This window comes from Methanosarcina sp. MTP4 (assembly GCF_000970045.1).
Taxonomy (GTDB): domain Archaea; phylum Halobacteriota; class Methanosarcinia; order Methanosarcinales; family Methanosarcinaceae; genus MTP4.
The window spans coordinates 884,332-910,725 of sequence record NZ_CP009505.1 but is presented as its reverse complement, the minus strand read 5'-3'; the positions used below and the strand labels follow the sequence as shown (position 1 = coordinate 910,725).

The window sequence follows — 26,394 nt, the reverse complement described above, 5'->3', positions numbered from 1 at the left end:
GGAATGTGACAAAGTCAAGTTACTTAAGATGAATAAAATCCTATTCATAGGTCATTGGCTAAGAAATTTAAGCTACTGAATTGACCAATATTTAACACGATTTATTCACCCCATAAATGAGGTCGAATTCGAAAAAGAATACATACCATCACTAAAGACCTTCAAAAAACCGTTAAATACTTACTCTAAGTCCTGAAATAAAAGCCATGACAGCACCATAAACGCTGTTATGGCCCACAATCACATAATCTGACAGCCGTCGACTACAATGACTTCTCCACTAACATACTCCCCGAGATCCGAGCTCAAAAATAATACCACCTTTGCAACATCTTCGGGAATACCGACACGTCCGAGAGCGATATTGGAAATCATTTTTTCCCTGAGAGCAGGTTTGAGATCTTTGAGAAGGTCAGTTTCAATGAAACCGGGTGCGATGGCATTGACAGTTATGCCATACCTGCCCAGTTCCTTTGCTGCGGATTTTGTAAATCCGACAACTGCAGCCTTGCTTGCAGAATATACTGTCTGCCCGACATTCCCGTGGAGTCCTATGGTGGAAGATAAATTGATAATCCTGCCGGCACCCTGCTTCTTCATCAGGTTTGATGCGTACCTGGCACACAGGAACGTCCCCTTCAGGTTAGTGGCGATGGTACGGTCGAAGAGTTCCGTATTGCTCAGCATCAGAAGGTTATTTTGCATGATCCCCGCATTGTTTACCAGCACATCGAGACTGGAATGTTTCTCCCGAATAGCCCGAAACATGTCCCTTACCTCGGCTTCGGATGAGACATCGGCCTTGAGCAACGAAGCCTGGAGCCCTTTCCCACGAATCAGGTCCACAAGTTCAACTGCATTTTCCTCACTCCGGTTGTAGTTTATGATCACATGTGCATGGTTCTCTGCTGCCAGCAAGGCTGTAGCTCTTCCAATCCCCCTACTTGCACCTGTTACCAGCACCACTTTGCCTGTAAGCATTTTTCCTCCTGTACCTACCTCGTGTACTTAACCAGCCGGAGAGCGGCCCATGAAGCAACCAGCCGGGGAAAAGCTGCGGCTTAACTATCCAGAGAGTAGATAGGTGCGGCGGCCCGCACATATTCGGTAGTACCTTTTATTCTAGCAATGTGCCTTTGAGCTTTGAGTATGGTCTCTTCGGACAGTCCGGTGTTCTTCTCAATTACTTCTACGGGCATTTGATGTTCCTGACCATACAGTAATTGATCCATTACATGAATGGGCATGCGCCAGTAGAAGTCCTCATCAGAGGTGTAGTGGCTCCAGGTGTCAGCACTTGGCGGCCTCCGTATAATCTCTTCGTTGACATTAAGATATTTTGCCAGAGAGTAGACCTGGGTCTTATAGCAATCCGCCAGAGGTTCAATATCCACACCTCCGTCCCCGTATTTCACGAACTGGCCGAGGACCATCTCGGTCTTGTTGGTCGTGCCGCAAACGAGATAGTTCATCTTCTCAGCGTACATATACTGGACTATCATTCTGGACCTCTGTTTGACGTTCTGAAGTCCGATAAGTTCCAGATAATCACTTGCCTTCAACCTGTATTTTCCAACTGTCTCCCCGTCTTTTATCAACTGTATATACGGGACGTTCAACAATCCCTGGTTCAGGAAATCAGGCAGTACCAGGGATGTTTTGTGGACCTGAGGGTCATATTCCGGGCAGGTCTTCTTTATGATTATGTCCTTCCTCCCATAGATATCAAGGGATTCCAGTATATGGGAGATAGGTACCTCTTCATAAGCCACACCTAGGCTTTCACAGATTTCTGCCCCGAGGGTTTTACTCGAAGGAGCCGATTCCCTTTCAGGAAGAAGCAGACAGTAAACGTTCTCCTTTCCAAGTTCCCGGACGGAAAGCGTAAGAGCTACAGCGGAATCGACTCCTCCCGAAACTCCTATTACCACCCCCTTTTTCTTAAAACCGGCAACCTGGTCTTTGATAAAGCCCCTGAGCTCCATTGCAAGCTTTTCAATGTTCCCGTTAAGTTTGTCCATTATTTGTATGTCCATTAATTGCGAATCTATCATTTGCATGATATTGCCCCCCATAATGGTCAGATGATTGACATTTGATCGTTAACGTTTAATTGACATTATATTACAAACTTTGATATAATATTACAGACTTTGACGCAACATTGTGAATTAAGAAATTTTACATGTGGGGATTGAGGAAATAGCTACCACTGATTTTGAGGAAATAGCATTAATTATGGAATGCTCTTAACTCAACCGGAAGGAGCTGTATTTTAAGCAACCTGTGTCAAGGTTTTGAACAGCAACGAATAGATACCGAGATCAAATATCAGATATCAAATATCAGATATCAAATATCAAATATCAGATATCAAATATCAAGTAACAGGTTTCGAGAGTCATTCACCCGTAATTTAGTTTCTTTGCAGCTTCCTCTATCAGTGGTTGTGATAGCTCCTGGTGAAGTTTTTCCAGGCCTTCTTCCCTTGACATATCCCCACTTCGGACAATTCCTGCTATATCAAAGGCATACGGGTGGATCCCGTATTTTTCCAGATGGTTATAACAGGCAAAAGAATTCAATGTACAGTTGGTTGAATTGCTGTCATTGAGATCCGGAGGGTTCCACCCGATCTTCACCAGGGACTCCAGAATCTTACCTTCGTTATAATCCCACAGACACAGAGGATGAAGCATCCTCGGTCCCTCCTTGCCCATATTTTCAATAACCTCGTTTTTAATCAGGAACCTCTCATCCCTATCATCAATGTCAATTTTTTGAAGTTGTTTTTCAAAAATGTTCCTGGACCACCGTATAAAATTAGCCTTCAGGGGGATTATGGGATTAGGAGACTGCCCCGGTGTGAAGGCAAACATAATGAAAGGTGCATCCTGAACAATAGCCTCTTCTATCAACTTCTGCTTGATGATACTAATACAGGTGTTGCATATGTCGCTGGCCCTGTATTTGGCTAACTTGGGGAATGCATCGCGGGATTCCGCGGCTTTCCGGAAAGTTTCGTACAGGACCTCATCTTCCATTGTTAGTTTAAAATAATCAGATCCTGTGAGCTTACACATCTTTTTCGCATTTTCTACCGCGTTGTCAGATATGAAACCATTATCGAACTGGACAGCCAGGACTTTCAGGAAAGGATATTCTTTTTTGAGTTTGTGAAGTGTGTATGAAGAGTCCTTGCCCCCGGAAAGTGCAAAAACCACATCATACTTACCCCTGCCTCCGTATTCCTTGAAGAGTTCTTCCATTTTTGCCAGATATTCCCTCTTGTCCTGCGCAGAAAGAGGGACATACGTCTCACAAAAATGACAGAGCCCACTTTCCTCATTGATATCTATGCCTGGCATATCCGAGTCCAGAACACACTTTTTACACACTATTCTTGACATTTTGGTACTCCCCTATAATTGACCGATTGGATATCTTCCCATTCTCGCTTAATGGGAGATGGTCGATGAAAAGTATCTCCCTGGGACACAGGTACCCGGGCAAATTCTTCCGGCAGAATGAAAAAAGAGCATCAACTTCTGTCCCTTCCTTCGGGATGATCATGAGGCTGATCGCAGTCCCCATAAGCTCGTGGGAAACCGGTACGACAAAAACCCTGGAAACCTCAGTGTTATTCTCTATGTGTTTTTCAATTTCCCTCGGATTCACGCGGTGATCGCCTATTTTAATGAGGTCGTCCTTGCGGCCAAGCAGCCTGAAATAACCATTGGGTAATTTCTGTGCAAGGTCTCCCGTGTGCATCCACCCATTTATGAGCTTATTCTCAGTGGCGATCTCGTCGTCCAGGTAACCTAATAGAATATTCTCACCCCTGGCAACCAGTTCCCCCCTTATGTTCGGCCCTACCGACCTGTTTTCATCATCGAATACGTCAAGCATAACGCCGGGAATCGGCTTGCCTATCGTATCAACGAACTCGTCCACGTCCTCTGGTGGCAGGTATGCCAGGCGTGCTGTAGCTTCAGTCTGGCCATACATCGGCAGAATCACCGTACAGGGACTCAACTCGTTTATCTCTTTCACGGTTAATGCGTCCATTCCTCCACCTGCGGATGCGGCAGTCCTGACATTTTCAAATGCCTTTTTGAACCTCTCTGGATAGCGGAGGAGGATCCGATAAGTACTTGGCACTCCGTAGAATACGGATACCCCTGATTCAACCAAGCTGAATGTAGATTCCATAAAATTCATGCTTCCGATTCTGACAGCCCCCCCGGCCATCAGGTGGGAATCGATTATGGAATTACCAAAAGCGTGGTGTGGAGATATTACCAGTGCGCCCTTATCACCGGAACTTATGCTGAGAACCTCGATTATCGATTCTGCATTTGCTACCAGATTTCGATCACTTAACATGACCCCTTTTGGAGTGCCTGTCGTGCCAGACGTGTACAGCACCAGCCTCAGTTCCGGATTGTTGGCCTCATTTACTATATTTTTACGCAGGGTCTTTACTGAAGTGTCATTTGAAACAACAACAACCGTTCCAAAACGCCCAAAAAAGTCCTCACCATATCTAGAGTACTGTGCCTCTGTTGCAATTATATTATTGACGTGGGCATTATCAAGAATTTGCTCCAGACTGAATTTCGGGAATTCGATCGGAAGAGGTATTGCAATGTTGGCTGACCGGTATACTGCCATGAGAATCTTTATGTATTGTATGCCTGACTCTGCCAGGATTGCAAACCTGCAATGCCCGAAGTCCCCCATAGACGAAGCAATAGTATCTATATCTTCATCGAGACAGTTGTAGGAGATGGATTTTTTGCCTTCTTCCAGAGCTATTTGCTGAGGAGTTCTTCTGGCATATTCCGCGATATAAGCATCGATCCTCATATCTCTCACTTCACCAGTTTGACAATCAGGTTAGTGATCCCCTGCAGTGAGTCAAAATTTTCCGGCGTCAGCATATCTTCGGGAACTTCTATGGCATATTTTTCACAGATATAGTCCATCAATTCAAGCAGTCCAATCGAATCCATGATGCCGTTCTGGGTGAGAGAATCGTTATCATTCAAGCCAATGCTCGTGTCCATAAAAGAATTGTCTTTCAGATAATCAAGTATATCATTCTTTATATGTTCCATTCGACCTTAGCCCCCCTAATTTCGTATAGTGGATAAAACAACATGAGTAGTATACACTTTAGTGCATCATTGTGTTAATATCCCCGTAAATATTTGAGTAATCCCCATTAGTATTTACGTATTATCAATTATTTATATTGTTTCTCATATAAATTATTTACATTGTCACCCTTATCATTTGTTATATTGTTCCCCATATCAATTATCCCACTTTATCCAGGTGTCTTCTCAATTTTCACCATTGTTCCTAATATCGTTTTCTCTGAAAACTGCCCTGGTTTTCAAACGTGTGTTTTTGAAATCTCCCACACTTTTCGCCCTCGTGCCTTCATTAAAAGCTTCCAACTTTCATTTCCCGAAGGTTCTTGAGATAATAATTGTGGATTTTAGAGCAATAATCCAAAAACGATAGCTAAAAAATGTTATTTTCTAGAGAACATGTCGGGTAAGTCGGAATTATTTATATTATCCCCTATTTCTTAGTCACATCACCCATTATATTGTTCCCCGTATCTTAGCCACGTCACCCATTATATTGTTCCCCGTATCTTAGTCACGTCACCCATTATATTGTTCCCCGTATCTTAGCCACGTCACCCATTATATTGTTCCCCGTATCTTAGTCACGTCACCCATTATATTGTTCCCCGTATCTTAGCCATATCACCCATTATATTGCCCCCATGTCTTAGTCACGTCACCCATTATATTGTTCACCATGTCTTAACAGTGCCACTTATTTTCTTGTCCCCCCATGGCACATAACCATGTTAATTATTATATTGTTCACCTTTTTCATTTAGCAACAGTCTCTATCACAACTTCTTATCAAAAGCTGGAAGGATAAACATCGACCCAGGTGAGACTTCTCCTGATAAACTTATACCCCTATCCCCCAAATATTGAATATGTCATGTTTCAATAATCTCAGACATGAAAAACTGCACTCCAGAACAGTTCGCCATGATAGTAGAATTTTTATCAATTATTTGAGATGCTAAATTCAAACTATTTTTTATAATTTCTGCCTGTGAGGAAAGGTATGTATAGCCAGACATCAGCAAGTGCTATATAACCCCATAAAATAAAAAAATATTGAAATAAAATTTCATAATAAAGATGAGAAACAATGTTTCTTGGAAAGTTTAAAGACCGCCTTTTAGAAAGGATTCTGCATAGAACCCCCACCAAACTCAGGGAATAAGAAAGAAAAAGATTACTCTGGAAATTCAATAAGTATTGTTTTAGTATGTGATTTGAACACACCATTATCAACATGAATAGAGTACGAACATGAATAGGGCATAGGGAGGAGGCTCCAAAAATTGCAGTTCTAAGTTTTAGAACCAGTTCTCATAGAGAAGTTAAGTTCTCATAGAGAGTTAAGTTTCATGGAAAGGCTATTTTCTCGAGGAGGCTTATATTGATAGTATGCCAGCCTTCAGAAGTAATGAGGGAAAGTATGTATTCGTTGTCTATAATATAGCTTGAATAACTGACATTATTAAGATCCAATTCCCTATAAAAAGTAGAAAAAATACTTTTATTCGAAAACTTGCAATACGCTTCTTTCAGGGTCCAGGTCGTTAAGAGATCGAGACAATTTACGGATTTATCGGTTTGAAAAGTTTTTTTATTCAGGTATTTAGAAATGTTCGCAAGAGACCGCTTTTTTTTAACCTCAATATCAACCCCAAGCTCAAACTTTGAGACTGCAAGAACGACAATATTTTCAGTATATGAGATACAGACATGTAATTCTTCATGGTTGCTTACATGGACCTTTCCGCATTTATCCTTATAAGTAGCCATGTCGGAGACGGAATGTCCTTTAAGAATTCTGCACAGAATATATTTCAGGACCATTCTGGAAATAATGTACCTTTTCCTGAAATACCCGGTTTTTAATCTCTCCAGGCCTTCCATTTCCATATCGTCAAGGCATTCCGTACTCAATGTGCCGTAATCTTCCAGGTCAACCAGAAAGATAAGAATATCATTCTGTTCCCATAAGCAGGGCATATTTGCCGGGAGAGTATGGTCCGGAGTGATCGGAGATACTTCCGGAACAACCTGAGATTCTGCCTTTAAGCTTTCAGTTTGCATGCCTGTTCACGAGATATCCGTTACAAAATATCAGTTACAACCCCTATAAAAAAAGTACCTGCAACTCAATGAATTAACCTGCGCCTCAGGTAAATTGCAGATATTATTACCGCTATGATTAAACCTATAAACTCGGTAATGAAACAGGGACAAAGAGACGGAACATAACCGATCGTGGCCATATTCAGAAAGTAATCCAGACCCCCTCCGTAACAGCATACCTTAGGAAATTCCCAGCCAAAAGCCGGCCAGAATAAGGTATGAGGCTTATCCCACATACGGTCTTCAAGCAGGTGGAAAAAACATGCTCCAGATATCAGGAACAAACCTGTGTCCCTGCTCTTCCCATAGCGATAGTAACCCAGTAATGCGATAAAAAGACAAAACACAAGCGTATGCCCGACAATTCGCCCATTTGCGAGAATCTCGGCAAAAATTACCCTGCCGACCATTTTGTCGAGAATGTCTGGCAGCAGGGCTCCGAAAGCTATGTAACGGTAATCAAGCCTGCCTCTGAGTGCCGGAAGAATACGCTCAAGCATGAAGAAAATTCCAATCGTAAAAACGATGTGCCCGAAAATTAACATTGCAGACCCACTGACCCCATATATATAAACAAAGTTTCTCCCACAAAAACTTATACCCAGCCCAACTTTTTTAATTTTTGAGCGGCGCCTGCACCTTAAAAACGGTCAATTACACCTAACCGGGGGAATAATTCAGGAAACTGCTCAGAAAAGTCTGACCCCATGAAGAACTGTATGTGCCAAATTTGTGTTTTCACACTTTAATAAGAAGTAATGGTTAAAAATAAGTAAATAGTTTTGGAAACCAAGTTTCTGAAGAATGTTTCTTAAAAAGTCATGACGACCGGGTATAAGTTTGAAATATTGAATAACATTTTTACCAATCGTGCTGCCGGGTGAGAGAAATAAGAACGGAATTAATGCTTTTTTAGATTTAAAATTACTTTATACCCTTATTTAGTTCTTGAGAGAAACATATCAAAATTAACCTGTGACCCGGATGCCCTATAACTTCCAGAGAACTTGAAGTTTCTTATTTTTAATTTTGACAACAAAGACCGATTTTATACTTTAATGTAACCAATCCTCAAAAAGTAATCCTAAAATATATAAACGATAAAGATATAGGGTATTCGATTCTCACTGCCCTGAAAAGCAGGTCGCATACCTTTATAGCTAAGAATCAAATAGTAACATATAATATAATCCAGTACCAATAATAATTCAAATTATCATTAACTGAGGTGTCAGAAACTGCAGACTACGGAAGAAAGGGTAAGAGCGAGATTGATTAAGTATCTCGGCAGGGACGAGAGCGGGATACGCAAGGTTGTGCTCAATCTCTTCCTGACCGGAGACAAGTTCACCACCGGTGAAGTTTATGAGTTCCTTGACAGCGGGGAATTCGAGGTAAGCTACCGGGGGGTGTCGGCCATGGTCGGGCTAATGAACACGAGATTAGGAATCCTGAGCATTAACGTTACAGGAGACCACAACGTTTACTCCCTGAAAAACACTTACAAAACTATCGTCGGCTCCGTGCTTGAAAACTACTGAGCCGCACTTGATTACTTTCCTTTTACCGGGGTTTATTGCCCCTTATTGTCATTCTTTTTTGTATGAATTTCTTTGAGCTTCTTATTTTATTCTGCCAGAGTTCTGCTCGGATTCAAAAAAGTCATAATTAGTTTGTCTTTCAAAAGAAGGAATTTAAAGGAGAAGTTTAAAGGGAGTTTAAAAGAAATAGAAAAGGAATTAAAAAAGCAGTTCAAATAAAGTGTTTCGAATTTCGATGCAGAATTTGGGAGAATGGCACTGCTTATTTTTGCAGAGAACCCCTGCCAAAAGAAATTATAAATACCTTGAATAAAAGAAAGTATCAGAGTACATAATGAGATAAAATCTATACAGATTTTCCAGCTTTATATATTAGGGGGAAAACGCATAAGAAGCTTAAAAATGAGATCAATAAGTTCCGGCTTCAAGGTGGGGCTCAGATTTTTGAAAAACCGGACCTTCAGTGTATTTTACCGGGAATACGAGCGGAGGCTCGCAAAAGAAATTCATCACTCGGAGATCCCCGCACATATCGCGGTGATCATGGATGGGAACCGCAGGTTTGCGGGAAAGCTCGGGAAGGCAAAAAGTTACGGGCACTTCATAGGGGCAGAGACCACTGAGCAGGTGATTGAGTGGTGCCATGAAATAGGGGTGCGGCAGCTTACACTTTATGCATTTTCCACAGAGAATTTCCACCGTCCCGGGGAGGAGGTGGACGGGCTCTTTAACCTCATAGACCGGAAGTTCTTGAAGCTTTATAAAGACCCCCGGACCCATGAAAAGGAAATGCGGGTCAGGGTTATAGGAGACAGGAGCAAACTGCCTGATTTCCTGAACGAGACAATTGACAGGATCGAAAAGGCGACCGAACACTACGACAGGTTTTACCTTAACGTAGCCATTGCCTACGGCGGGAGACAGGACATTATCCAGGCCGTGAGGGAAATCGCATGCCGGGTTTCAAGGGGAGAGCTCTCCCTTGAGGACGTGAGCGAAAACCTGATTTCAAACCACCTTTATCCGTCTCCCGGGCTGGCAGTCCCAAACGTAGACCTTATCATCAGGACGGGGGGGGACGAGCGGGTTTCCAATTTCCTGCCCTGGCAGGCTAACGGAAGCGAATGTGCGGCATATTTCTGCGCTCCGTACTGGCCCGAGTTCCGGAAAATCGACCTCCTTCGTTCTATTCGGATCTACCAGGTGAGGAGAGCCGAAAAGAAGCGGGAAAACTCGGTACGGGCTTTAAAAATAGTAAAGATGTTCGACGCCGGAAAATACGAAGAAAAATTAGAAGAGTTCGGAAACCTCAGGCCGATTAAAAGGCAGGGATTTTCCTGAAGGGGAGTCTTTGAAAAATTCCATAAGGACTCATAAGATCCCCTGGACATAAAGACACTGTTTGAAACACTGCCGGACCCTGGCTTGAACGACGATCTAAACCGTGGCTTGAACGACGATCTAAACAGTAGCTTGAACAGCTACCGGATCCATTTCCAGAAACTGTAAATACCATTGTCAGAGGCAGCTGAAAGCGAAGGTTCATATTATTCAGGCACATAGTTATATTTATATATCGCAATTTAACGGGGAAAATATTTTATGGGAGAAACGGGAAATTTGAAAAAAATCAAGGGAAAGGAGACACCTCTTCCGGAACATCCCGGACTTCCGGGGAGTTGAAAAGATATGAAATACAGGGATTTTGTCCGCTCCCTGTTAGGTCCTTTTTCAAAAGTCCCTCCGCTTCCCTTTAAAGAACATGCCAGAAAGGGGGTACTTGCAGCCGGGAAATTGAAAGAAGGAGTGGAAGCATACTGTTCAGGGAACATGGAGCTTGTGGAACTTAAAAGTTCCGAGGCTGACCTGATAGAGACAGAAGCCGATGCCATAAAGCATGAGATCCGGAAAAGTCTTCCGTCTTCCATGCTACTGCCGGTAGACGCAAAAGACCTTCTCTTTTTTTTAAACCAGCAGGACGAAATCCTGAACAGTGCCCAGAGTGCCGCTTACTGGCTGACTCTCCGGGCCGATTCCCTCCCTGAAGACATGAAAACGGGTTTCCTTAGGCTTTCAGGAGCTACTCTTGAGACTGTTAGGGTCTACGAAGAGCTTGTTTCCAGTTTCTACGAAATCTTCAAAAATCCGGATAAAAATAAAATCAGGCAAACCCTGGCTCTTGTCCCCCAGGTAGAAAAACTGGAACATGAGGTGGACCTTATAGAGAGTGAACTTTTGAAAAAGATCTTCGCAAACGAAAAGATCTTTGGAGGATCCGGGATCTGCCACCTGACTTTTCTCGTGGAGAAAATCGGCGATGTTGCGGACAGAGCCGCAATAGCCGCTGACAGCCTGAGGACAATGCTTTTCAGGCGGTAAAACTCCAAAAGCCGGGAATAATAAGTCTGAACCCTAAAAATACCTGCGAAACCATTGAAATGTCACTAAACCCCCTGAAATACCGATATATTGATATTCAGGGGATTACTATCTAAAATGGGGATTTTATAATCGAATTTTTTTCAGGCATTAATTGAGATCTTAGGCTTTGGGACAGAGAGTAATCGGGATAGAGGTCAAACATAATTAACAAAATAATTTCATTTAACATGACCTCATTTAACAAAACAATTCCATTTAAAATATGATTTCAGTTGACAACAGAATTTCATTAAAAAAATGAGTTCAGTTGACAATATAATATCATTAGCGGCCAGTATTCATGAGACTATTCGGGGTCAGTACTCATAATCATTCATAACCATTATCCAAAAACCTAATAGTATAAACCTTGGACATCCAGAAATAGAAGACTGGATCGAATCATCTGTGTGAAATTGGGGGGAGTTGGAACGGACATTATCTTTAAACAGTTGAATCCACATTCCTGCAAGATCCACCTGCAGTGGATCAGGGAATCGGGGGATGAAGCGCTTGTGGATCCGGGGCGGGAGTGCTTTCAAAATTATATGAAACTGCCACGAAAAAGGGAGCTGAGAACGGTTCCCCTGATCCTTGCCGGGGAAGGTATTGGGAAGTTAAAAGTCCTGAAAGGCAGGATACTTGCCCGAGGGGGAACAGGAGCCTGATAAAAAGGGGGAATTGCAATGGGAAAAGAAAAGAAAGAACATCCAAACCGCCTTATCCATGAAAAGAGTCCTTATCTCCTTCAACATGCCTATAACCCTGTGGACTGGTATCCCTGGGGAGAAGAGGCTTTTGAAAAGGCGAGGAAGGAAAACAAACCTATCTTCCTTTCTATCGGCTACTCCACCTGCCACTGGTGCCACGTGATGGCGCACGAGTCTTTCGAGGACGAGGAAATTGCAAAACTCATGAACGAGGCCTTTGTCTCCATAAAAGTAGACAGGGAAGAGCGCCCTGACATTGATAACACATATATGACAGTCTGCCAGATTATTCTCGGGAGAGGCGGCTGGCCCCTGAACATAATCATGACCCCGGACAAAAAGCCCTTTTTCGCAGGAACTTATATCCCGAATAAAACCCGCTTCAGCCAGACCGGGATGCTGGAACTGATGCCACGGATCAGGGAAATCTGGGAACGCCAGCACGAAGAAGTGCTTGACTCGGCAGAAAAAATAACCTCAACCATCCAGGAAATGATTACGGACTCGGCAGGAGAAGGCCTGGGGGAAATGATACTGCAGGAAGCCTACGAAGAACTAATGGGATCCTTTGATAGGGATTTCGGAGGATTCGAAAAGGCACCGAAATTCCCCGCCCCCCACAAGATTTTCTTTCTGCTCCGCCACTGGAGACGCAGCGGGGACCCGGAAGCTCTCCACATGGTGGAACACACCCTCCACTACATGCAGAAGGGAGGGATCCACGACCATCTGGGCTCGGGCTTTCACCGCTACTCTACGGATAACATGTGGATGGTGCCACATTTTGAAAAGATGCTCTACGACCAGGCCCTCCTGGCGGCTGCTTATACGGAGACCTATCAGGTTACCGGAAAAGAGCTGTACAGGGAAACGGCCGAAGGAATCCTTGACTACGTACTCAGGGACCTGACCTCTCCCGAAGGCGGCTTTTACTGCGGAGAAGATGCAGACGTGGACGGGGAGGAAGGGAAATGCTACCTCTGGACCCTGGAAGAAATCCGGGAAATCCTTGACCCTGAGGAAGCCGACCTGATCATAAAGATGTTCAACCTGAAAGAGGAAGGCAACTTTGAAGAAGAAATCCGGGGAAGGAAAAACGGGACTAATATCTTTTACCTTGTCCAATCCACTGACACCCTGGCAAGCAGACTCGAGGTTCCGAAGCCGGACATCGAAGCCCGGGTCAAAAAGGCTAAAGAAAAGCTCTATGACGCCCGCAGCAAACGCAAGAGTCCGGGCCTGGACGACAAGATCCTGACCGACTGGAACGGGCTGATGATCGCGGCCCTTGCAAAAGGTTTCCAGACATTCGGAGAAAAAAAGTACCTGGAAGCTGCCGAAAAGGCAGCGGACTTCATCCTGAATACCTTCTACAGCCCCGGCCAGAGGCTGCTCCACCGCTACAGGGACGGAGTTGCCGGGATTGTCGGGACAGCCGACGATTATGCATTCCTTATCCACGGACTCCTCGAACTCTACGAAGCTGGGTTTGAGCTCAAGTACCTGAAAGCCGCAATCTCCCTTAACAGGGAGCTCCTGGAACACTTCTGGGACCCGGCACATGGGGGCCTTTTCTTCACAGCAGACGACAGTGAAGCCCTGATCTTCAGGAAAAAGGAGTTCATGGACGCGGCGATCCCTTCCGGGAATTCCGTGGAGATGCTAAACCTCCTGCGCCTTGCCCGCATTACTGCAGAGCCGGAACTTGAAGACACCGCAGAAAGCCTGAAAAAGGCCTTTTCAAACCAGCTCCGTAAGATCCCTTCGGGCTATACTCAGTTCCTTTCCGCCCTTGAATTCGAAGCTGGCCCCACATACGAGGTAATAATCGCCGGAAAACCGGAAGCATCAGACACAAGAAATATGCTCGAGGAAGTCCGGACCTACTTTATCCCGAACAAAGTGCTGGTCTTCAGGCCCGAAGAAGAAGGAAAAGAACCTGAGATAATAAAACTGGCTGCATATACGAAAGTCCAGGTCCCTATCCGGGGAAAAGCCACGGCATATGTCTGCAAGAACCACGAATGCCAGCTCCCGACAACAGAGATCAATGAGATGCTGAAACTGCTGAATGTATAATAATACAATTAAAACTACGACTAAAACTACGACTAAAACTACGACTAAAACTACGACTAAAACTACGACTAAAACTACAATTAAACCTATAACTAAGAATAGAGCTACAAGCAGTTTTGTAACAACCAGTTCTGTAACAACCAGTTCTGTAACAACAAATTCCGTATGCAAAAATAAATAGGGAGATATGGAAAATGAAAGAATTTACACCCGAAGAGCTTTCCGAATACAATGGAAAAGACGGGAAAATGTACGTTGCCTACGAGGGGAAGGTCTACGACGTTTCGGATAGTTACCTCTGGGAAGACGGAAACCACCAGGGTCTCCACGATGCCGGACAGGACCTCTCGGAGAGCATGAACGACGAAGCACCCCACGGCCCGGAGGTCTTTGAAGACTATCCTGTTGTGGGAACCCTGAAGGAGTAATCGGGATTCAGGAAAGAGGGCGAAAAGACCTTCAATCGGACAGGCATGCGTGAGAAACGGCATTCTGGGAAGAAATGACACAGAAACGAAATTGAAAGACAGTTTGAAGAAAAGGAGTATTGGGTATGAAAGATGAAATTGCATCCCTTCTTCCTCACGAACTGGAAGTGAGGGGTGGGGAAACCCTGGTAGAAAGTAAAGGGCTTGAAAAAACCAGGCTCCTCGAAGAACTGAGAGAACTCTTTGAATCCCAGCCCCTTGCAGTCCTTGCGACCCAGGGAGAAGGAACACCCTATGTCAGCCTTGTAGCCTTTGCTTCGGATGAGAAGCTGAAATACCTGCTTTTTTCAACCACGAAGGCAACCCGTAAATACGCCAACCTCTCGACAAACCCTTCGGTATCTCTGCTTATTGATAACCGGAAAAACATACTTGAGGATTTCCGAGATTCCATGGCTGTGACCGTTCTGGGGAAGATTGAGCCTGTGGAGGACTTCGAACTCAAGATCATGGAAAATATCTACCTCATGAAACACCCGTATCTGGTGGATTTCCTGCACTCACCCACAAATGCATTCCTGAAAATCAATGTCGAAAAATACATAGTGGTAAGCCACTTTCAGCACGTTGTGGAAGTTAAGGTATAAGTTATTCAGGAATGCATCCGGGATACATTTTTTAATCGGTGGCAGGGAATAATTTCGAATTTATCGTTTCGAATTTATCGAAAAGTTCCCGGCGAATCCGAATAAAAGGGGGGCTAAACTATGGGAAAGTGGCTTATTCCTATCGAGGAGATCCGGGAAATCTGGGAAACGACAGGAAAAAATGCCGAAAAAAAACAAGTTGAAAAGACCGGGAACCTTTGCGGGGGTAAAGCTTCAGCCCTCGGTTTTTTGAAGAAAGAGGGAAGAAAAGAAGGTATAAATGTCCCTTGGGGCGCCTGCATAGGCACTGCAGCTTACAACGAGTACGTTGACAGGACAGGCCTTCGGGGCAGGATCCTTCTCGAACTGAACCGCAAGCCCTTTGAGGAAATGCGCTGGGAGGAACTCTGGGACCTCTCGGAAAAAATCAAGCACATGTTTGCCCGGACCCCGTTTCCCCTGGGGATGGAAAAGGAACTTGAAGAAAAGATTGCCGGGTATTTCGGGGAAAAAGCGGTTGCAGTCAGGTCCTCAGCCCCGGGGGAAGATTCCGCAAAAACCTCTTTTGCAGGGATCCACGCCTCATACGTGAACGTACGGGGAGCAGAGGCCGTACTCCGACATCTGCGCCTGGTCTGGGCCTCCCTCTGGTCGGATTCAGCCCTGCTTTACAGGAAAGAGATGGGGCTGGACATTTTTAAAAGCGCAATGGCAGTGTTAATTCAGGAAATCGTGGAAGGCAGGGTTTCCGGCGTGGCCTTCGGGATGAACCCGGAAGACGCATCAGAAGCCCTTGTTGAAGCCGTTTACGGGCTGAACAAAGGTCTTGTGGATGGAACGGTTGAGCCGGACCGCTGGGTCCTCGAAAGGAAATCCGGAAACATAAAAAAACACTACCATGTGGAGAGGGAATGGGGGGTTTTCGGAACCGTAGAGGGCACCGAGCTCCGGGAACTCCCCGAAAACCTGAAAGAAAGCTCACCCCTCACCCAGGAAGAAGTCACGCGAGTCTTCAACCTGACCCTCAAAGTGGAAGCTCTATTCGGAAGCAGAGAAGGTAGAAGAAAACCTCAAGACGTGGAATGGACCATTCGCGACAATACCCTTTATACACTCCAATCCAGGCCTATCACCACCCTCGTAGGGGAAGACCGGGAAGAAAAGAGGCTCTGGTACCTGAGCCTGCGGCGCAGTTTCGGGAACCTGAAAGAACTTCGGGAAACCATCGAAGAAAAGCATATCCCTGCAATGCAGGCCGAAGCCCGGGAACTGGAAAAAGAAAAGCTTTCAGGGCTCACGGAAAGCACCCTTGCAGAGGAAATCAAAAGAAGGGCAGGAATCTACCGGAAATGGCATGACATCTACTGGGATGAGTTTATCCCCTTTGCTCACGGGACCCGGCTCTTCGGGCAGGTCTACAATGAAACCGTGAACCCGAAAGACCCCTATGAGTTTGCAGACCTCCTCTCGGGTACCGGCATGCTGAGCCTTGAGCGCAACCGAAAACTCGAGGAAATGGCCGGGAAGCTGAGGAAAGCCCCGGATCTTCTCCAAAAAGCAAAAAAGCTCACCCCGGACCCCGGGCTCGGGAAAGAACTTGATGCCTTTATTTCAGAGTACGGAGGAAGCTATTCGGAAAGTTCCACCGCAAGAGAAGGCCTTGTCAGGCTGCTGGTCGAAATGGCTTCCAGACCTCCATTGTCTCAAGCTCCTGCATCTCCTGAAAAAACAGAAGAACCGGACCGAATCAGGAAGCTGAAAGATAACTTTTTTTCCCGGTTCGAAGGCGAAAAAAAACAGTTTGCTGCCGAACTCCTGGACCTGGGGCGTGCAAGTTACCGCCTGCGGGACGATGACAATATTTACCTCGGGAAAATCGAAGCCGAACTTAGAAGAGCTCTCCTTGAAGGGGAAAAAAGGCTTAAAAAAAGAGGATTGGAAGAAGCAGAACTTCCTGAAATTGAGAAGATTCCAAATCTGGAACCCATAATAGAAGAAATAACAGAAAAAATGATAAAAACCCTCAAAGATCCCAAATACCCCCTTGAATGGAAAAAAGCCCCGGGAAAACCAGAAAAAACCGAAGAAAAGCTGAAGCCAAGACAGCTCCTTGGAAACCCCTCGGGTCCCGGGACAGCCCAGGGCTCTGCCCGGGTCATCCTGCAGGAGTCCGACCTCTATGACATCAAGGCAGGAGAAGTTCTTGTCTGCGATGCCGTGGATCCCAACATGACCTTTATCGTCCCCCTCTGCTCCGCAATTGTGGAGAGAAGAGGAGGGATGCTGATCCACGGAGCAATAATTGCCCGGGAGTACGGCATCCCCTGCGTAACAGGCGTCCCGGATGCGACAAAACTCATAAAAAACGGGGACTACCTGGCAGTTGACGGGTACCTGGGAATCGTCACGGTGCTGGAGAGGAGAGGCTGGTAAAGGGGAAAATTAACAGAAACTGATGAACAAAAAATGAGCAAAAAACTAACAAATGATAAGATGAATAAAAAGAGGGAGTGGGGAAGAAAAGCCCATCCAGAATCCGGAACAACCTGAATGACGTATTCAGATGGGGTTGTCTTCAGAACCGTTTACTCCCGGGACTGCATCACCTCAGAACAGCCCGAAATTTTCGATATAACATCATCGAAAGCACCCCCACGTCCCGCATGATAAGGCGAGGAAAAACTCGAGAAAAACCTTAAAAGAACCCGGATCGGAGTTCTCAGCTAAATAGAATTCACAGCTAAATAAACTCAGAAATTCGGCGCAGAGTGGATCGAGCTTTATTTATGAAAAAGGGGAGCAGTGGAGGATTGAGGCCCTGTTAGTTTTTCATTTCAATTTTTACGGAAAAAGCCGGTCGTGCGGGCACGACCGGTGAGAGCACGTAGCCCCAAAAAGCCAAAGGATACAAACGCTTGCACAGCAATCCCCGACAACCGGTCCCTCCAGGCCCGGCACTAAGTATAACTGCGATAAGTTCCATTTCCTTCTCCATGCTCATAGGACTTACAGGCACTCCGGGCACGGGAAAAACTTCCGTTGGCAAACTCCTGGAAAAACGCAGGGGATGGAAAGTCATCTACCTCAATGACCTGATTAAAGAAGAAAAACTCTATTCTGAAGTCGATGAAAAAAGGGACGCTGTTATTGCGGATATGGAGCTTGTCAGGGTGCGCCTGGAAGGGATCCTTGGAACTGAAGAAAACGAAAAGGACGAAGGTCACAAAAAGAATAAAGGCCACAATAACGAAGAAATATTCATCCTTGAAAGCCACCTCGCCCACCATATCGCAGATACCGTGATCGTGCTGAGGGCATATCCCCCCGAGCTGAAAAAAAGGCTTGAGAAGCGCGGCTATTCCGAGGAGAAAATAAACGAGAATGCCGAAGCCGAAGCTATTGACCTGATCCTTGTTGAAGCCGACGAATGGTGTGAAAAGGTATATGAAGTGAACACCACCGGCAGGACGGCGGAAGAAACCGCAGGGGATGTGGAAAAAATCATAGATTACCTGGCGGGCGGAAAAGAGGAAGAGCTGGATGAATTCAGGCCCGGGTCCCTGGACTGGATAAACTCTGTTCCCTGAAAAGAGAGTTCCAGCCAAAAACCTGTTTTGGGCAATAAAACTGTTCCAGCCAAAAACCTGTTCCAGCCAAAAACCTGTTCCAGGCAAAAACCTGAAAAGAAGAGTTTTAGGGAAGAAAAACAATTACAAAGAAGAGTTATTGTCGCTTTTTGCCACATTCCGAAGACGGGTTACCCCATCGATTTCCTCGATTACATCGGAAACGGGTTTCGGGACCAGGTGTTTCCACTCATCTCCGGCAATCATCAGTTTCCGGATCTCGGTGCCCGAAAATGTATCCCGGACGTAAAGAGGGGACTCCTTGACGCAAAAACCGGCTTCCCTGAAAAGCTGAATTACAAGAGGGTTGTTCGAGTACACCACGTCAAAGCGAGGGGTCCTGGCCGCAACGTGGTGGACCCAGATTGAATTATACCTTACATCTTCGATGGGGAGAATGTAATGCCGGATGCTGAGGTCTTCCAGGGCATTGTGGAGCATAAGCACCCGTTCCCCTGCTGTGAAAGGGTCGTTGGGATCATGGCTTTTCTGAGCACTTCCGATCCCTATGACCAGTTCGTCCACTTCCTCTGCTATCCGTGTGATCACTTTATGGTGCCCGAAATGATACGGCTGAAATCGTCCGATGTAAAAGGCTCGCATCATCCCGGATCTCCTTTCTGAATTTGTATGGATTTTTTGTTCTGGCCAGCCTGTTTTCCGGTCTGTCTCTACATTCAGTGTAAGAACTTTCGGTGTCAGACCGTTTCGTTGCGGATGCCGGTCTCAAAACTGAATTTTTCGCAGACTTCCAGGAAATGCTCGGCGTTGCCCTTGCGCTTCATGCCAATGAGCTTTTCGACAAGATCCAGGCCAGGCTTCGGGTCTTCGTTGATTTCAAATTCATCGCGAACCATGTTGAAGTACTTCTCACCTGTTTCACTCCGGATGAAGACCGAGTTCCAGCCGTCAGGAGCACCAACCGAACCTACGGAAATGTCGGCAAAGACCGAGGTGTAGTCACAGCAGTTGTGACAGGGGTTCCTGGCAAACTTTGCAATTTCCTTGATGGCCACGGAATGGACTTCTTCGTCTTTTGTGTAGACCCAGAACTTACCTTTGGTGAATTCCATCTTTACGATGTCTTCGGTTTTGACCTGCAGAATCTCGGGGACGATCTTTTCGAGCATCACATCATGGTGGAAACTTTCCATACAGAGCAGCCCGATGATGAGCACGATCTTTTCGTTAACATTTTCCCGGATCAAACTTGCCGCATGGGTCTGGCAGGGCACACCTACTATTGCAATCCGGTTGTATTTCTCAAAAGCTTCCCTGAGAACCGTAAGTACGGGGTCCGAGGTATACTTGGTCCCTCTGGTCTTGTCCACGTCTTCAGCACTTGTAATCAGGACCACTTCAGGTTCCCAGTTCTCATTTCTGGCAATCCCGACAGCACAGTCGATTTCACCTTTCCTGAAGAGAGCCTTCAGCAAGGCAGTGGATACTCCACCGTCCTGGCTTCCTACGGAATCTTTGGCTTTTGCGCCAAAGAAACTACGCACGTTTGCAAGTTCATCGTCGATGAAACCGTCAACTACGGGACAGACCCTGCCGCAGGTAAAGCAGCCTTCACAAACCTGGTATCCAGCCCCTTTTTCATACAGGGACAGGTCGTTCGGATCTCGAATTTCTGCCGCCTTCTTCACGGTAACAGCCCCGATAGGACATACGGCTTCGCATGCCCCACAGGCTGCGCAAACGTCATTTTCAATGACTTCTGCAATTTTTGGTGGCAATTAGTTACCTCCAATGCCTTGATATTCCTGCCCTTACGGGCAGGAGGTTTTTCAAAGTGATATAAAACGTTTTTCAAAATGTTATTAAAAGATGTAATGGAAAAAATTACATCTTTGCAATGATTTCTTTCCCTATAAGCTTTATTGCCTTTTCCTTGTTAGGACCTATCGGGGAACCGGCAACGACCTGGGTTACGCCAATGGCTTCAAGGTCCCGGATCCTCTGCATGCAGTCCTCAGGAGTTCCGCAGATAGCAAAAGCTTCGACCATCTGGTCGGTGACAAGGCCGCCCATGAGGGCTCCGAAGTCTCCCTTGGCAATGGCTTCACCGATCTGGCCCTTGGCTTCGACAGGGATGCCGTGGCGTTCAAGGACAAGGTCAGGGGAACCGGCAACGATGAATGCAACTACTACTTTTGCAGCGCTGACAGCCTTTGCAGGGTCCTTGTCAATGGAGAAACAAGCGTATGCGGTCACATCAACTTCAGCGGGGTCGCGGCCTGTCTTTGCGGCACCCTTCTTGATTTGCTCAACGGCAACTTCAAAGTCCTTGGGGTGGGAAGCATTGATCAGGACACCGTCAGCCACTTCACCGGCGAGCTCGAGCATCTTGGGACCCTGGGCACCCATGTAAATGGGGATGTTTCCGGTCTTGAATGCAAGCTTTGCGCCGCCGAACTTGACTACATCTCCGTCCATGGAGACCTTCTCACCTGCGAAGAAACCCCTGAGGGCCTGAATGGCTTCCCTGGTGGTTGCGAGGGGCTTGACCCACTCGACACCCATTGCGTCGAAGGTTGCCTTGTCCCCAGGACCGAGACCCAGGATAGCCCTGCCGCCGGAAATTTCGTTAACTGCACCGATGCTGGATGCTGTGATTGCAGGGTTCCTGGTGTAGGAGTTGGTAACTCCGGAACCGATCTTGATGCTGTTGGTGTTCAGAGCAAGCACGGCAAGAGTGGTATAAACATCACGGTTGTTGTAGTGGTCAGTGATCCAGACATTGTCGAATCCCTGTTCTTCTGCAAGCTTTGCGTAAGTTGCGATCTTTAAAACTGGATCGCTCGGCACAAATTCGATTCCGAACTTCATCTTTGATTACTCCTTAATTGTTGTTAATTAGCTAAAATGGCTGCGTTTCCATTTAACCGAACATAAAATATCTTTAAAATTATAATTAATATTTAGTATAATAGATATTAATTATAATTCTTTGGGCTAGAATTCACATAACTGTATTTAAGAATCTATATATATTTAACTGTATTAAAGGAATAATATACAAAGTTGGTTATAAAAAATATATAACTTAACAATTTCCCATAACGAAAACTCTTCAACAGACCCTGCTTAAAAAAAGATTGACGGCCTTTAAAAACCTTTGCCAGAGCAGAACTTTTCGATAAAGGGAAAGGTAAATACCCTCAGGATAAAGCCTTAAAAACATCAAAATTCCAAAAAAAAGATAATTTCCGGCGGGAAAAACTTATATCTGAGAATAAAAAGGAAACAAAAAATTCAACTTTAAAATTCCTGAAAAGAAAATAACTGGTAAGGAGACTTTCCCACAACTCCCAAAAAAATCCCTACAATTAAATACGAAGACAGATTAATTGTATATGGTTTATTTACTCGCGAACGGGCACAGGGGACAGGAAATGGGGCAAGGGAAAATACCTGCTGGAATGCCTCCGGGGAAATAAACTCAGGGGAAATAAAAGATGAAGGGGGTGAAAGGACCATGGCTGTTTCGGCTGTAGGGGAAAAATACCGCTGTGAAATCTGCGGTAACGAAGTGGTCGTTACAAAAGCTGGAGGCGGAACTCTCGTCTGCTGCGGGCAGGACATGACCCGTGTGGAAGAAGAGTGAACTTCCCGTAAGCAATTAAATCCGTCCGGAAAATTAGAGGTATGAGCGCCCGCATAGATTAGTGTCTCCATAAGAATCATTCGCTAAAGGAAGTATCTTGAAGTAAAAATTATTTTGAGACACTTTTGACACTATTATGTGGGAATTGTTCTTGAATCGTTCATAACGATAAATTCCCTTTAAAATATGGGTCTAATTGAAAATAGATCCATCTAAAGATTGGTCGGAATGAAAATAGATCCGTCTAAAGATTGGCCGGATTGAAAAACAGATCCATCTAAAGATTGGTTGGATTGAAAAACAGATCCATTAGACAGTTTAAATCCATAAGTATCTGAAATTAGAAAGAACTTTTTAATCAGGGGAAAAGCGATGAGATGCTATGAATGCGCCAAAGCAGGCAAGTACACGGACGCCGTTGCGATCTGTATCGTGTGTGGGAGAGGGGTTTGCAAAGAACACCTGATCCATGAGGAAACCCCGGCGTGGGAAGGGGACTATCCGATCGAGTTGAAACCGGACCTTGAAAATATCAAGCGGATTGTTTGCATTCCCTGCCATGAAGCGCTGAAGGAAAACTGCATGTTTGACGAGGTTTGTTAAGGTACCATCGAGAAGGTACCGGGTAAATGAGGGTGATTCGATGCTGAAGTGCTATGACTGTGCCGAAGAAGGGAAAGATACCGAAGCTGTAAGTGTCTGCATCGTATGCGGGAAAGGCATATGTATGGACCACGTCAAGGAACTGGATGTGCCCATGAAAGGGGGAGGATACCCGCTGGCCCACAAGATGCTTAAAAAAGACCTTCCCAGAATGCTTTGTCAGGAATGTGTAGATACGATTCTCGGGCCCGGGTTCTGCGTATAACCGGAGGGAGACGGATCCCAGAGAGAACCTGAGGAAGAATGAAAAGCCTGGGGGGTATACCACCGGAGAACGTATATATTGATTAAATAAATAGTAATTAATAATTTTAAATTTAATACTTAAAATCGAGTGGAGGTAAGTATAATGCCAGAAGAAGCAGAAAAGTTAATTGAAGAGATGGGGGAAAAGATAGGCTTTACCCCGGGAATTCTGGAAACCTTGAAAGAGATTGATCCCAGGTTCGTGCACAAATACGGAGTTTGTAACAAGAAACTCCTGTCCGACGGTGCCCTCCCGGCAAAGGTGAAGAGCCTGATGGCCCTTGCGGTTGTGGCTTCCAAACAGTGCGAAGCCTGTACCATGGCTCAGATGAGAAATGCCCTCAATAACGGAGCCACCAAAGAAGAGATCATGGAAACCATGGACGTCATCTTCATAACTTCGGGAGCTCCCGCAATCTCAGCATGCAGGGAAGCTCTAAAGCTGTTAAAATAAAGGGAAAAGCTCGATAGAAGTGAACGTGGTGACGAGAGAGATCCCACTCCCTATGAAAGAAAGGCACTATGTCGGGTGAGTCGGACTCTACCGCCAGGGCAAACAGGTAGGAAGAGCAGAACTATCCACGGCCCAGGATGAATGCGGACATTGATTTGGATATAAAGGGGAAAATAATGGGAAGATTGATCCGCAGAAATCAAAAAGTAGCGCTCTTCGCAAGAGTAGCGCTCTTCGCAAGAATCGGCCAGGAAAGCAAGAAGCAAGCAGTTTCCTGTAACTGTAACGCTTATGCTGTTGGTCACGGCAAGTTTTGAAGCGGGGGTCTGCTTCAGGGGACATTTGTTTACAGGGCGCATATAAAAAATCCCTTGAGAAACGGAGGGTATAGAAGACACCAGTGGATAGTGGAAACTGTCCACACACGGACCTTCCGGACTTTGCATCCACCCATAGGTTTCAGGCCACGTTTACGAAACCAGGCTTGCTTAACATCCCGGACTTTCGGGACGTTATATACACCAATGGATTCCCCTATATCCACTCCAAAAAATAATTGAGGGTGGGAGTGGAAACTGAAGGAGGAGAGTGAAAAAATCGAATTCTCAAGATAAAAAAATAGAAAATAAAAAATAAAATGGAGAAAAAAACCATGGCCGAAATTGCAGCTGAAGAGAAAGTAAACAAACCGGTTGACCCTGAAAACCTGACCGAAGGCGAAAAGAAACACTTACCTATTATCGAAGCTCCCGAAACCGTGATTGCAGGAGAGCCCTTCAAGGTCACTGTGACCGTAGGCAGCATCCCGCATGTGATGGAGGAAAAACACTTCATCGAATGGGTTGAGCTTTATCTGCGCAACAAGCTCGTGGGGCGCAAAGAACTGTCGCCTTCCGATGAGAATGCTCGGGCCACTTTCAGGGTAGAAGCTGATGAGGCCCTGATCGCCATCAAAGAAATTGAAACCTGCACTATACACGGAGTGAACATCTGCGGAGAGTGCGGAGAAAAGTCCGTGATAACGAACCTGTACGCCCGGGAACACTGCAACATCCACGGGCTCTGGGAGGCAGCCAGGAAAATAGAGGTCATGTCTGGAGAAGAAGGCAAAGGCAGGAAGTGTTCCTGGAAAGCCTGAAAAACCTGAAAAAACTTAAAGGAAACTATGCAGGGGGAATGACGGTGGAAAAGCCGGGACTTCTAATTACCATTTTATTTACCTTTTTTTTTATTGCAGGACTCGCAGGGACACTCCCCGCGGCTGCAGAGCAGAGCGAACCGGGGGATTTTGTATCGGGCCAGTTTACGAGGTCCGGGCTCTGTTCCAATTGCCACGGCAACTCTTTCGGAGAATGGGATGGGTCCATGCACTCAAACTCCGATGAGGATTTCTTTTACCAGGCAATGCTGCAGGAATACGGCGCTACTGCAGAAGCAGAAGGGCTCCCTGAAGGATTTTGTTCCCGCTGCCACACTCCCATCGGGGTGGTTTCGGAAGAAATCCCGCCCCTTGACGGTTCGGGCCTGAGCGAGGTCGCAAAAGAAGGAGTCCAGTGTGATTTCTGTCACGCTGTCGCTGAAAGCGAAGGGATAGGAAACGCTCCCTACGTGCTCGACCCCGGGGACGTGAAATGGGGCCGCAGGACAGACGCCCAGTCCCCTGCCCATGAAGTCGAAGCCCACGAATTCTACACGCAATCCGAATACTGCGGGATGTGCCACAATATCTACCACCCTGCCAACAACCTGACCCTTGCAGCCACCTACACGGAGTGGAAAGAAAGCCCGTACGCGGAAGAAGGAGTCCAGTGCCAGGACTGCCACATGACACCCGGGATTGTCGAATATGAAGCGAATCCGGGAAAAGCTACCTCGAGCGGCCCGGAAAGGGAGCATGTTTATACCCACTACTTTGTGGGGGGTAACGCCTTCGTAACAGATGCCCTCGGAGAAGGCAGGCATGAAAAACGGGCAATAGAATACCTGCAGCATGCCGCAGCCCTGGACGTAAAAGCCCCGGAAGCAGCTGAAGCCGGGGAAACCGTGGACATTGAAGTGGAGATAAAAAACATCGGGGCAGGGCATAAAATCCCAAGTGGAGTCACTGAAGACAGGGAAATCTGGCTGGAACTTACCGCAACAGACGCAGAAGGGAAGGAGCTTTACCATTCCGGAGCCCTGGACGAAGCAGGAGAAATAGACCCGGAAGCAACAGTCTACCATACGGTCTTTGCGAATTCCGAAGGGCAACCCACCTTAAAAGTCTGGGAAGCAGAAAGCATCCTTTACGATAACAGAATTCCCCCGAAAGCCTCGGTGCTGGAAAACCATTCCTTTGTGATGCCCGAAGGAGTCACACCTCCAATCACCATAAAATCGGTCCTGCACTACCGCTCAGCTTCCCAGGAACATATCGACGAGCTCTTCGGGGAAGGCACCTATACCGTACCGGTAATAGATATGGCAACTTACCCTGAAACCGAGACTTCAAGTCCTGGAATTCCGGAAATAGGGGCAGCAGGAATGCTGGCAATCGTTTTCCTTGCAGTAACTTACAGGAAATTAAAAGGGTGAATGGAAAAGAGAAAACGGATATAATGAAAAAAATAACCCGGATATGTAAGAAAACGGAAGAGAAGAGAGAAAAGAGAAAAAACTCAGAGCATACCCTAATATGTATTACAATGTATATAATTATTAG

At 45.8% G+C, this 26,394-nt stretch carries 24 protein-coding genes; 14 read left to right on the top strand and 10 right to left on the bottom strand.

The window, feature by feature from the left end:
- Positions 1-240: 240 nt before the first annotated feature.
- The 7 genes from MSMTP_RS04100 to MSMTP_RS04070 form a co-directional block, all read right to left on the bottom strand.
- Positions 241-981: a 3-oxoacyl-ACP reductase family protein gene (locus MSMTP_RS04100; RefSeq protein WP_048177946.1), complete on the bottom strand. Its 741-nt coding sequence runs from the start codon at positions 979-981 to the stop codon at positions 241-243.
- An 80-nt stretch (positions 982-1,061) separates the two neighbouring features.
- On the bottom strand, positions 1,062-2,060 hold the full coding sequence (gene nadE / locus MSMTP_RS04095) for an NAD(+) synthase (RefSeq protein ID WP_082090486.1): 999 nt from the start codon (positions 2,058-2,060) through the stop codon (positions 1,062-1,064).
- Positions 2,061-2,405: 345 nt separating this feature from the next.
- Entirely contained in the window at positions 2,406-3,410 is a 1,005-nt protein-coding gene (locus MSMTP_RS04090) for a hypothetical protein (protein WP_048182648.1), read from the bottom strand.
- Positions 3,391-4,869 carry a class I adenylate-forming enzyme family protein gene (locus tag MSMTP_RS04085; protein WP_048182644.1) on the bottom strand — a complete coding sequence of 493 codons (1,479 nt, stop codon included), beginning with the start codon at positions 4,867-4,869 and terminating at the stop codon, positions 3,391-3,393. Before MSMTP_RS04085 ends, MSMTP_RS04090 begins: the two co-directional genes overlap by 20 nt.
- Positions 4,870-4,874: 5 nt before the next feature.
- Complete coding sequence (locus MSMTP_RS04080; RefSeq protein ID WP_048177944.1) at positions 4,875-5,120, bottom strand: acyl carrier protein; 246 nt, start codon at positions 5,118-5,120, stop codon at positions 4,875-4,877.
- A gap of 1,389 nt (positions 5,121-6,509) precedes the next feature.
- Positions 6,510-7,076, bottom strand: coding sequence for a 4'-phosphopantetheinyl transferase superfamily protein (locus tag MSMTP_RS04075; RefSeq protein WP_231582909.1), 567 nt, complete (start codon positions 7,074-7,076; stop codon positions 6,510-6,512).
- A gap of 215 nt (positions 7,077-7,291) precedes the next feature.
- The gene (locus tag MSMTP_RS04070; RefSeq protein ID WP_048177943.1) at positions 7,292-7,813 is read right to left on the bottom strand and encodes a metal-dependent hydrolase; all 522 of its coding nucleotides are present in this window, start codon (positions 7,811-7,813) and stop codon (positions 7,292-7,294) included.
- A 726-nt stretch (positions 7,814-8,539) separates the two neighbouring features.
- Here MSMTP_RS04070 and MSMTP_RS04065 point away from each other — a divergent pair.
- The 8 genes from MSMTP_RS04065 to MSMTP_RS04025 all read left to right on the top strand — a co-directional run bounded on the left by MSMTP_RS04065 (position 8,540) and on the right by MSMTP_RS04025 (position 18,681).
- Positions 8,540-8,809, top strand: coding sequence for a DUF2551 domain-containing protein (locus tag MSMTP_RS04065; RefSeq protein WP_048177942.1), 270 nt, complete (start codon positions 8,540-8,542; stop codon positions 8,807-8,809).
- A gap of 402 nt (positions 8,810-9,211) precedes the next feature.
- Entirely contained in the window at positions 9,212-10,150 is a 939-nt protein-coding gene (gene uppS, locus MSMTP_RS04060) for a polyprenyl diphosphate synthase (RefSeq protein ID WP_231582908.1), read from the top strand.
- A 348-nt stretch (positions 10,151-10,498) separates the two neighbouring features.
- Positions 10,499-11,188 carry a TIGR00153 family protein gene (locus tag MSMTP_RS04055; protein WP_048177940.1) on the top strand — a complete coding sequence of 230 codons (690 nt, stop codon included), beginning with the start codon at positions 10,499-10,501 and terminating at the stop codon, positions 11,186-11,188.
- A 728-nt stretch (positions 11,189-11,916) separates the two neighbouring features.
- A complete protein-coding gene (locus MSMTP_RS04045) occupies positions 11,917-14,019 on the top strand; it encodes a thioredoxin domain-containing protein (RefSeq protein WP_048177938.1) in 2,103 nt (700 codons plus the stop codon).
- Positions 14,020-14,213: 194 nt separating this feature from the next.
- Positions 14,214-14,447 (top strand): cytochrome b5 domain-containing protein, encoded by a 234-nt coding sequence (locus MSMTP_RS04040; protein ID WP_048177937.1) that lies wholly within the window; start codon positions 14,214-14,216, stop codon positions 14,445-14,447.
- Positions 14,448-14,572: 125 nt separating this feature from the next.
- Positions 14,573-15,094: a pyridoxamine 5'-phosphate oxidase family protein gene (locus tag MSMTP_RS04035; protein WP_052718264.1), complete on the top strand. Its 522-nt coding sequence runs from the start codon at positions 14,573-14,575 to the stop codon at positions 15,092-15,094.
- A 120-nt stretch (positions 15,095-15,214) separates the two neighbouring features.
- Complete coding sequence (locus tag MSMTP_RS04030; protein WP_052718263.1) at positions 15,215-17,527, top strand: PEP/pyruvate-binding domain-containing protein; 2,313 nt, start codon at positions 15,215-15,217, stop codon at positions 17,525-17,527.
- A 560-nt stretch (positions 17,528-18,087) separates the two neighbouring features.
- Positions 18,088-18,681, top strand: a complete 594-nt coding sequence (locus MSMTP_RS04025) for an adenylate kinase family protein (protein WP_048177936.1) — start codon at positions 18,088-18,090, stop codon at positions 18,679-18,681.
- 123 nt (positions 18,682-18,804) lie between these two features.
- Here MSMTP_RS04025 and MSMTP_RS04020 read toward each other — a convergent pair whose 3' ends face one another.
- The 3 genes from MSMTP_RS04020 to mer form a co-directional block, all read right to left on the bottom strand.
- Positions 18,805-19,326, bottom strand: a complete 522-nt coding sequence (locus tag MSMTP_RS04020; RefSeq protein ID WP_048177935.1) for a nicotinamide-nucleotide adenylyltransferase — start codon at positions 19,324-19,326, stop codon at positions 18,805-18,807.
- 92 nt (positions 19,327-19,418) lie between these two features.
- A complete protein-coding gene (fpoF, locus tag MSMTP_RS04015; protein WP_048177934.1) occupies positions 19,419-20,459 on the bottom strand; it encodes a F420H2 dehydrogenase subunit FpoF in 1,041 nt (346 codons plus the stop codon).
- A 106-nt stretch (positions 20,460-20,565) separates the two neighbouring features.
- The gene (gene mer, locus MSMTP_RS04010) at positions 20,566-21,552 is read right to left on the bottom strand and encodes a 5,10-methylenetetrahydromethanopterin reductase (protein ID WP_048177933.1); all 987 of its coding nucleotides are present in this window, start codon (positions 21,550-21,552) and stop codon (positions 20,566-20,568) included.
- A 649-nt stretch (positions 21,553-22,201) separates the two neighbouring features.
- Between mer and MSMTP_RS04005 the strand changes: the two genes are divergently transcribed.
- The 6 genes from MSMTP_RS04005 to MSMTP_RS03975 all read left to right on the top strand — a co-directional run bounded on the left by MSMTP_RS04005 (position 22,202) and on the right by MSMTP_RS03975 (position 26,267).
- Positions 22,202-22,330 (top strand): desulfoferrodoxin FeS4 iron-binding domain-containing protein, encoded by a 129-nt coding sequence (locus MSMTP_RS04005; protein ID WP_048177932.1) that lies wholly within the window; start codon positions 22,202-22,204, stop codon positions 22,328-22,330.
- A gap of 372 nt (positions 22,331-22,702) precedes the next feature.
- The gene (locus MSMTP_RS04000; RefSeq protein ID WP_048177931.1) at positions 22,703-22,933 is read left to right on the top strand and encodes a DUF2180 family protein; all 231 of its coding nucleotides are present in this window, start codon (positions 22,703-22,705) and stop codon (positions 22,931-22,933) included.
- Between the two features lie 40 nt (positions 22,934-22,973).
- Positions 22,974-23,198, top strand: a complete 225-nt coding sequence (locus tag MSMTP_RS03995) for a DUF2180 family protein (RefSeq protein WP_048177930.1) — start codon at positions 22,974-22,976, stop codon at positions 23,196-23,198.
- A gap of 144 nt (positions 23,199-23,342) precedes the next feature.
- On the top strand, positions 23,343-23,693 hold the full coding sequence (locus MSMTP_RS03990; RefSeq protein WP_048177929.1) for a carboxymuconolactone decarboxylase family protein: 351 nt from the start codon (positions 23,343-23,345) through the stop codon (positions 23,691-23,693).
- A gap of 652 nt (positions 23,694-24,345) precedes the next feature.
- Positions 24,346-24,831 (top strand): class II SORL domain-containing protein, encoded by a 486-nt coding sequence (locus tag MSMTP_RS03980; RefSeq protein ID WP_048177927.1) that lies wholly within the window; start codon positions 24,346-24,348, stop codon positions 24,829-24,831.
- The gene (locus tag MSMTP_RS03975; RefSeq protein ID WP_231582907.1) at positions 24,813-26,267 is read left to right on the top strand and encodes a cytochrome c family protein; all 1,455 of its coding nucleotides are present in this window, start codon (positions 24,813-24,815) and stop codon (positions 26,265-26,267) included. The genes MSMTP_RS03980 and MSMTP_RS03975 overlap by 19 nt, the downstream gene beginning before the upstream one ends.
- The last annotated feature ends 127 nt before the right edge of the window (positions 26,268-26,394 follow it).

Excerpts from the sequence above, each read along its gene's own strand:
- MSMTP_RS04085 (WP_048182644.1), bottom strand. The coding sequence starts at position 4,869 with ATGAGGATCGATGCTTATATCGCGGAATATGCCAGAAGAACTCCTCAG.
- MSMTP_RS03990 (WP_048177929.1), top strand. The coding sequence starts at position 23,343 with ATGCCAGAAGAAGCAGAAAAGTTAATTGAAGAGATGGGGGAAAAGATA.
- MSMTP_RS03980 (WP_048177927.1), top strand. The coding sequence starts at position 24,346 with ATGGCCGAAATTGCAGCTGAAGAGAAAGTAAACAAACCGGTTGACCCT.
- MSMTP_RS04025 (WP_048177936.1), top strand. The coding sequence starts at position 18,088 with ATGCTCATAGGACTTACAGGCACTCCGGGCACGGGAAAAACTTCCGTT.
- MSMTP_RS04045 (WP_048177938.1), top strand. The coding sequence starts at position 11,917 with ATGGGAAAAGAAAAGAAAGAACATCCAAACCGCCTTATCCATGAAAAG.
- MSMTP_RS04005 (WP_048177932.1), top strand. The coding sequence starts at position 22,202 with ATGGCTGTTTCGGCTGTAGGGGAAAAATACCGCTGTGAAATCTGCGGT.
- MSMTP_RS03995 (WP_048177930.1), top strand. The coding sequence starts at position 22,974 with ATGCTGAAGTGCTATGACTGTGCCGAAGAAGGGAAAGATACCGAAGCT.
- uppS (WP_231582908.1), top strand. The coding sequence starts at position 9,212 with ATGAGATCAATAAGTTCCGGCTTCAAGGTGGGGCTCAGATTTTTGAAA.
- MSMTP_RS04055 (WP_048177940.1), top strand. The coding sequence starts at position 10,499 with ATGAAATACAGGGATTTTGTCCGCTCCCTGTTAGGTCCTTTTTCAAAA.
- MSMTP_RS04020 (WP_048177935.1), bottom strand. The coding sequence starts at position 19,326 with ATGATGCGAGCCTTTTACATCGGACGATTTCAGCCGTATCATTTCGGG.
- MSMTP_RS04000 (WP_048177931.1), top strand. The coding sequence starts at position 22,703 with ATGAGATGCTATGAATGCGCCAAAGCAGGCAAGTACACGGACGCCGTT.
- nadE (WP_082090486.1), bottom strand. The coding sequence starts at position 2,060 with ATGCAAATGATAGATTCGCAATTAATGGACATACAAATAATGGACAAA.
- MSMTP_RS04080 (WP_048177944.1), bottom strand. The coding sequence starts at position 5,120 with ATGGAACATATAAAGAATGATATACTTGATTATCTGAAAGACAATTCT.
- mer (WP_048177933.1), bottom strand. The coding sequence starts at position 21,552 with ATGAAGTTCGGAATCGAATTTGTGCCGAGCGATCCAGTTTTAAAGATC.
- MSMTP_RS04040 (WP_048177937.1), top strand. The coding sequence starts at position 14,214 with ATGAAAGAATTTACACCCGAAGAGCTTTCCGAATACAATGGAAAAGAC.
- MSMTP_RS04035 (WP_052718264.1), top strand. The coding sequence starts at position 14,573 with ATGAAAGATGAAATTGCATCCCTTCTTCCTCACGAACTGGAAGTGAGG.
- MSMTP_RS04100 (WP_048177946.1), bottom strand. The coding sequence starts at position 981 with ATGCTTACAGGCAAAGTGGTGCTGGTAACAGGTGCAAGTAGGGGGATT.
- MSMTP_RS04030 (WP_052718263.1), top strand. The coding sequence starts at position 15,215 with ATGGGAAAGTGGCTTATTCCTATCGAGGAGATCCGGGAAATCTGGGAA.
- MSMTP_RS04090 (WP_048182648.1), bottom strand. The coding sequence starts at position 3,410 with ATGTCAAGAATAGTGTGTAAAAAGTGTGTTCTGGACTCGGATATGCCA.
- MSMTP_RS04070 (WP_048177943.1), bottom strand. The coding sequence starts at position 7,813 with ATGTTAATTTTCGGGCACATCGTTTTTACGATTGGAATTTTCTTCATG.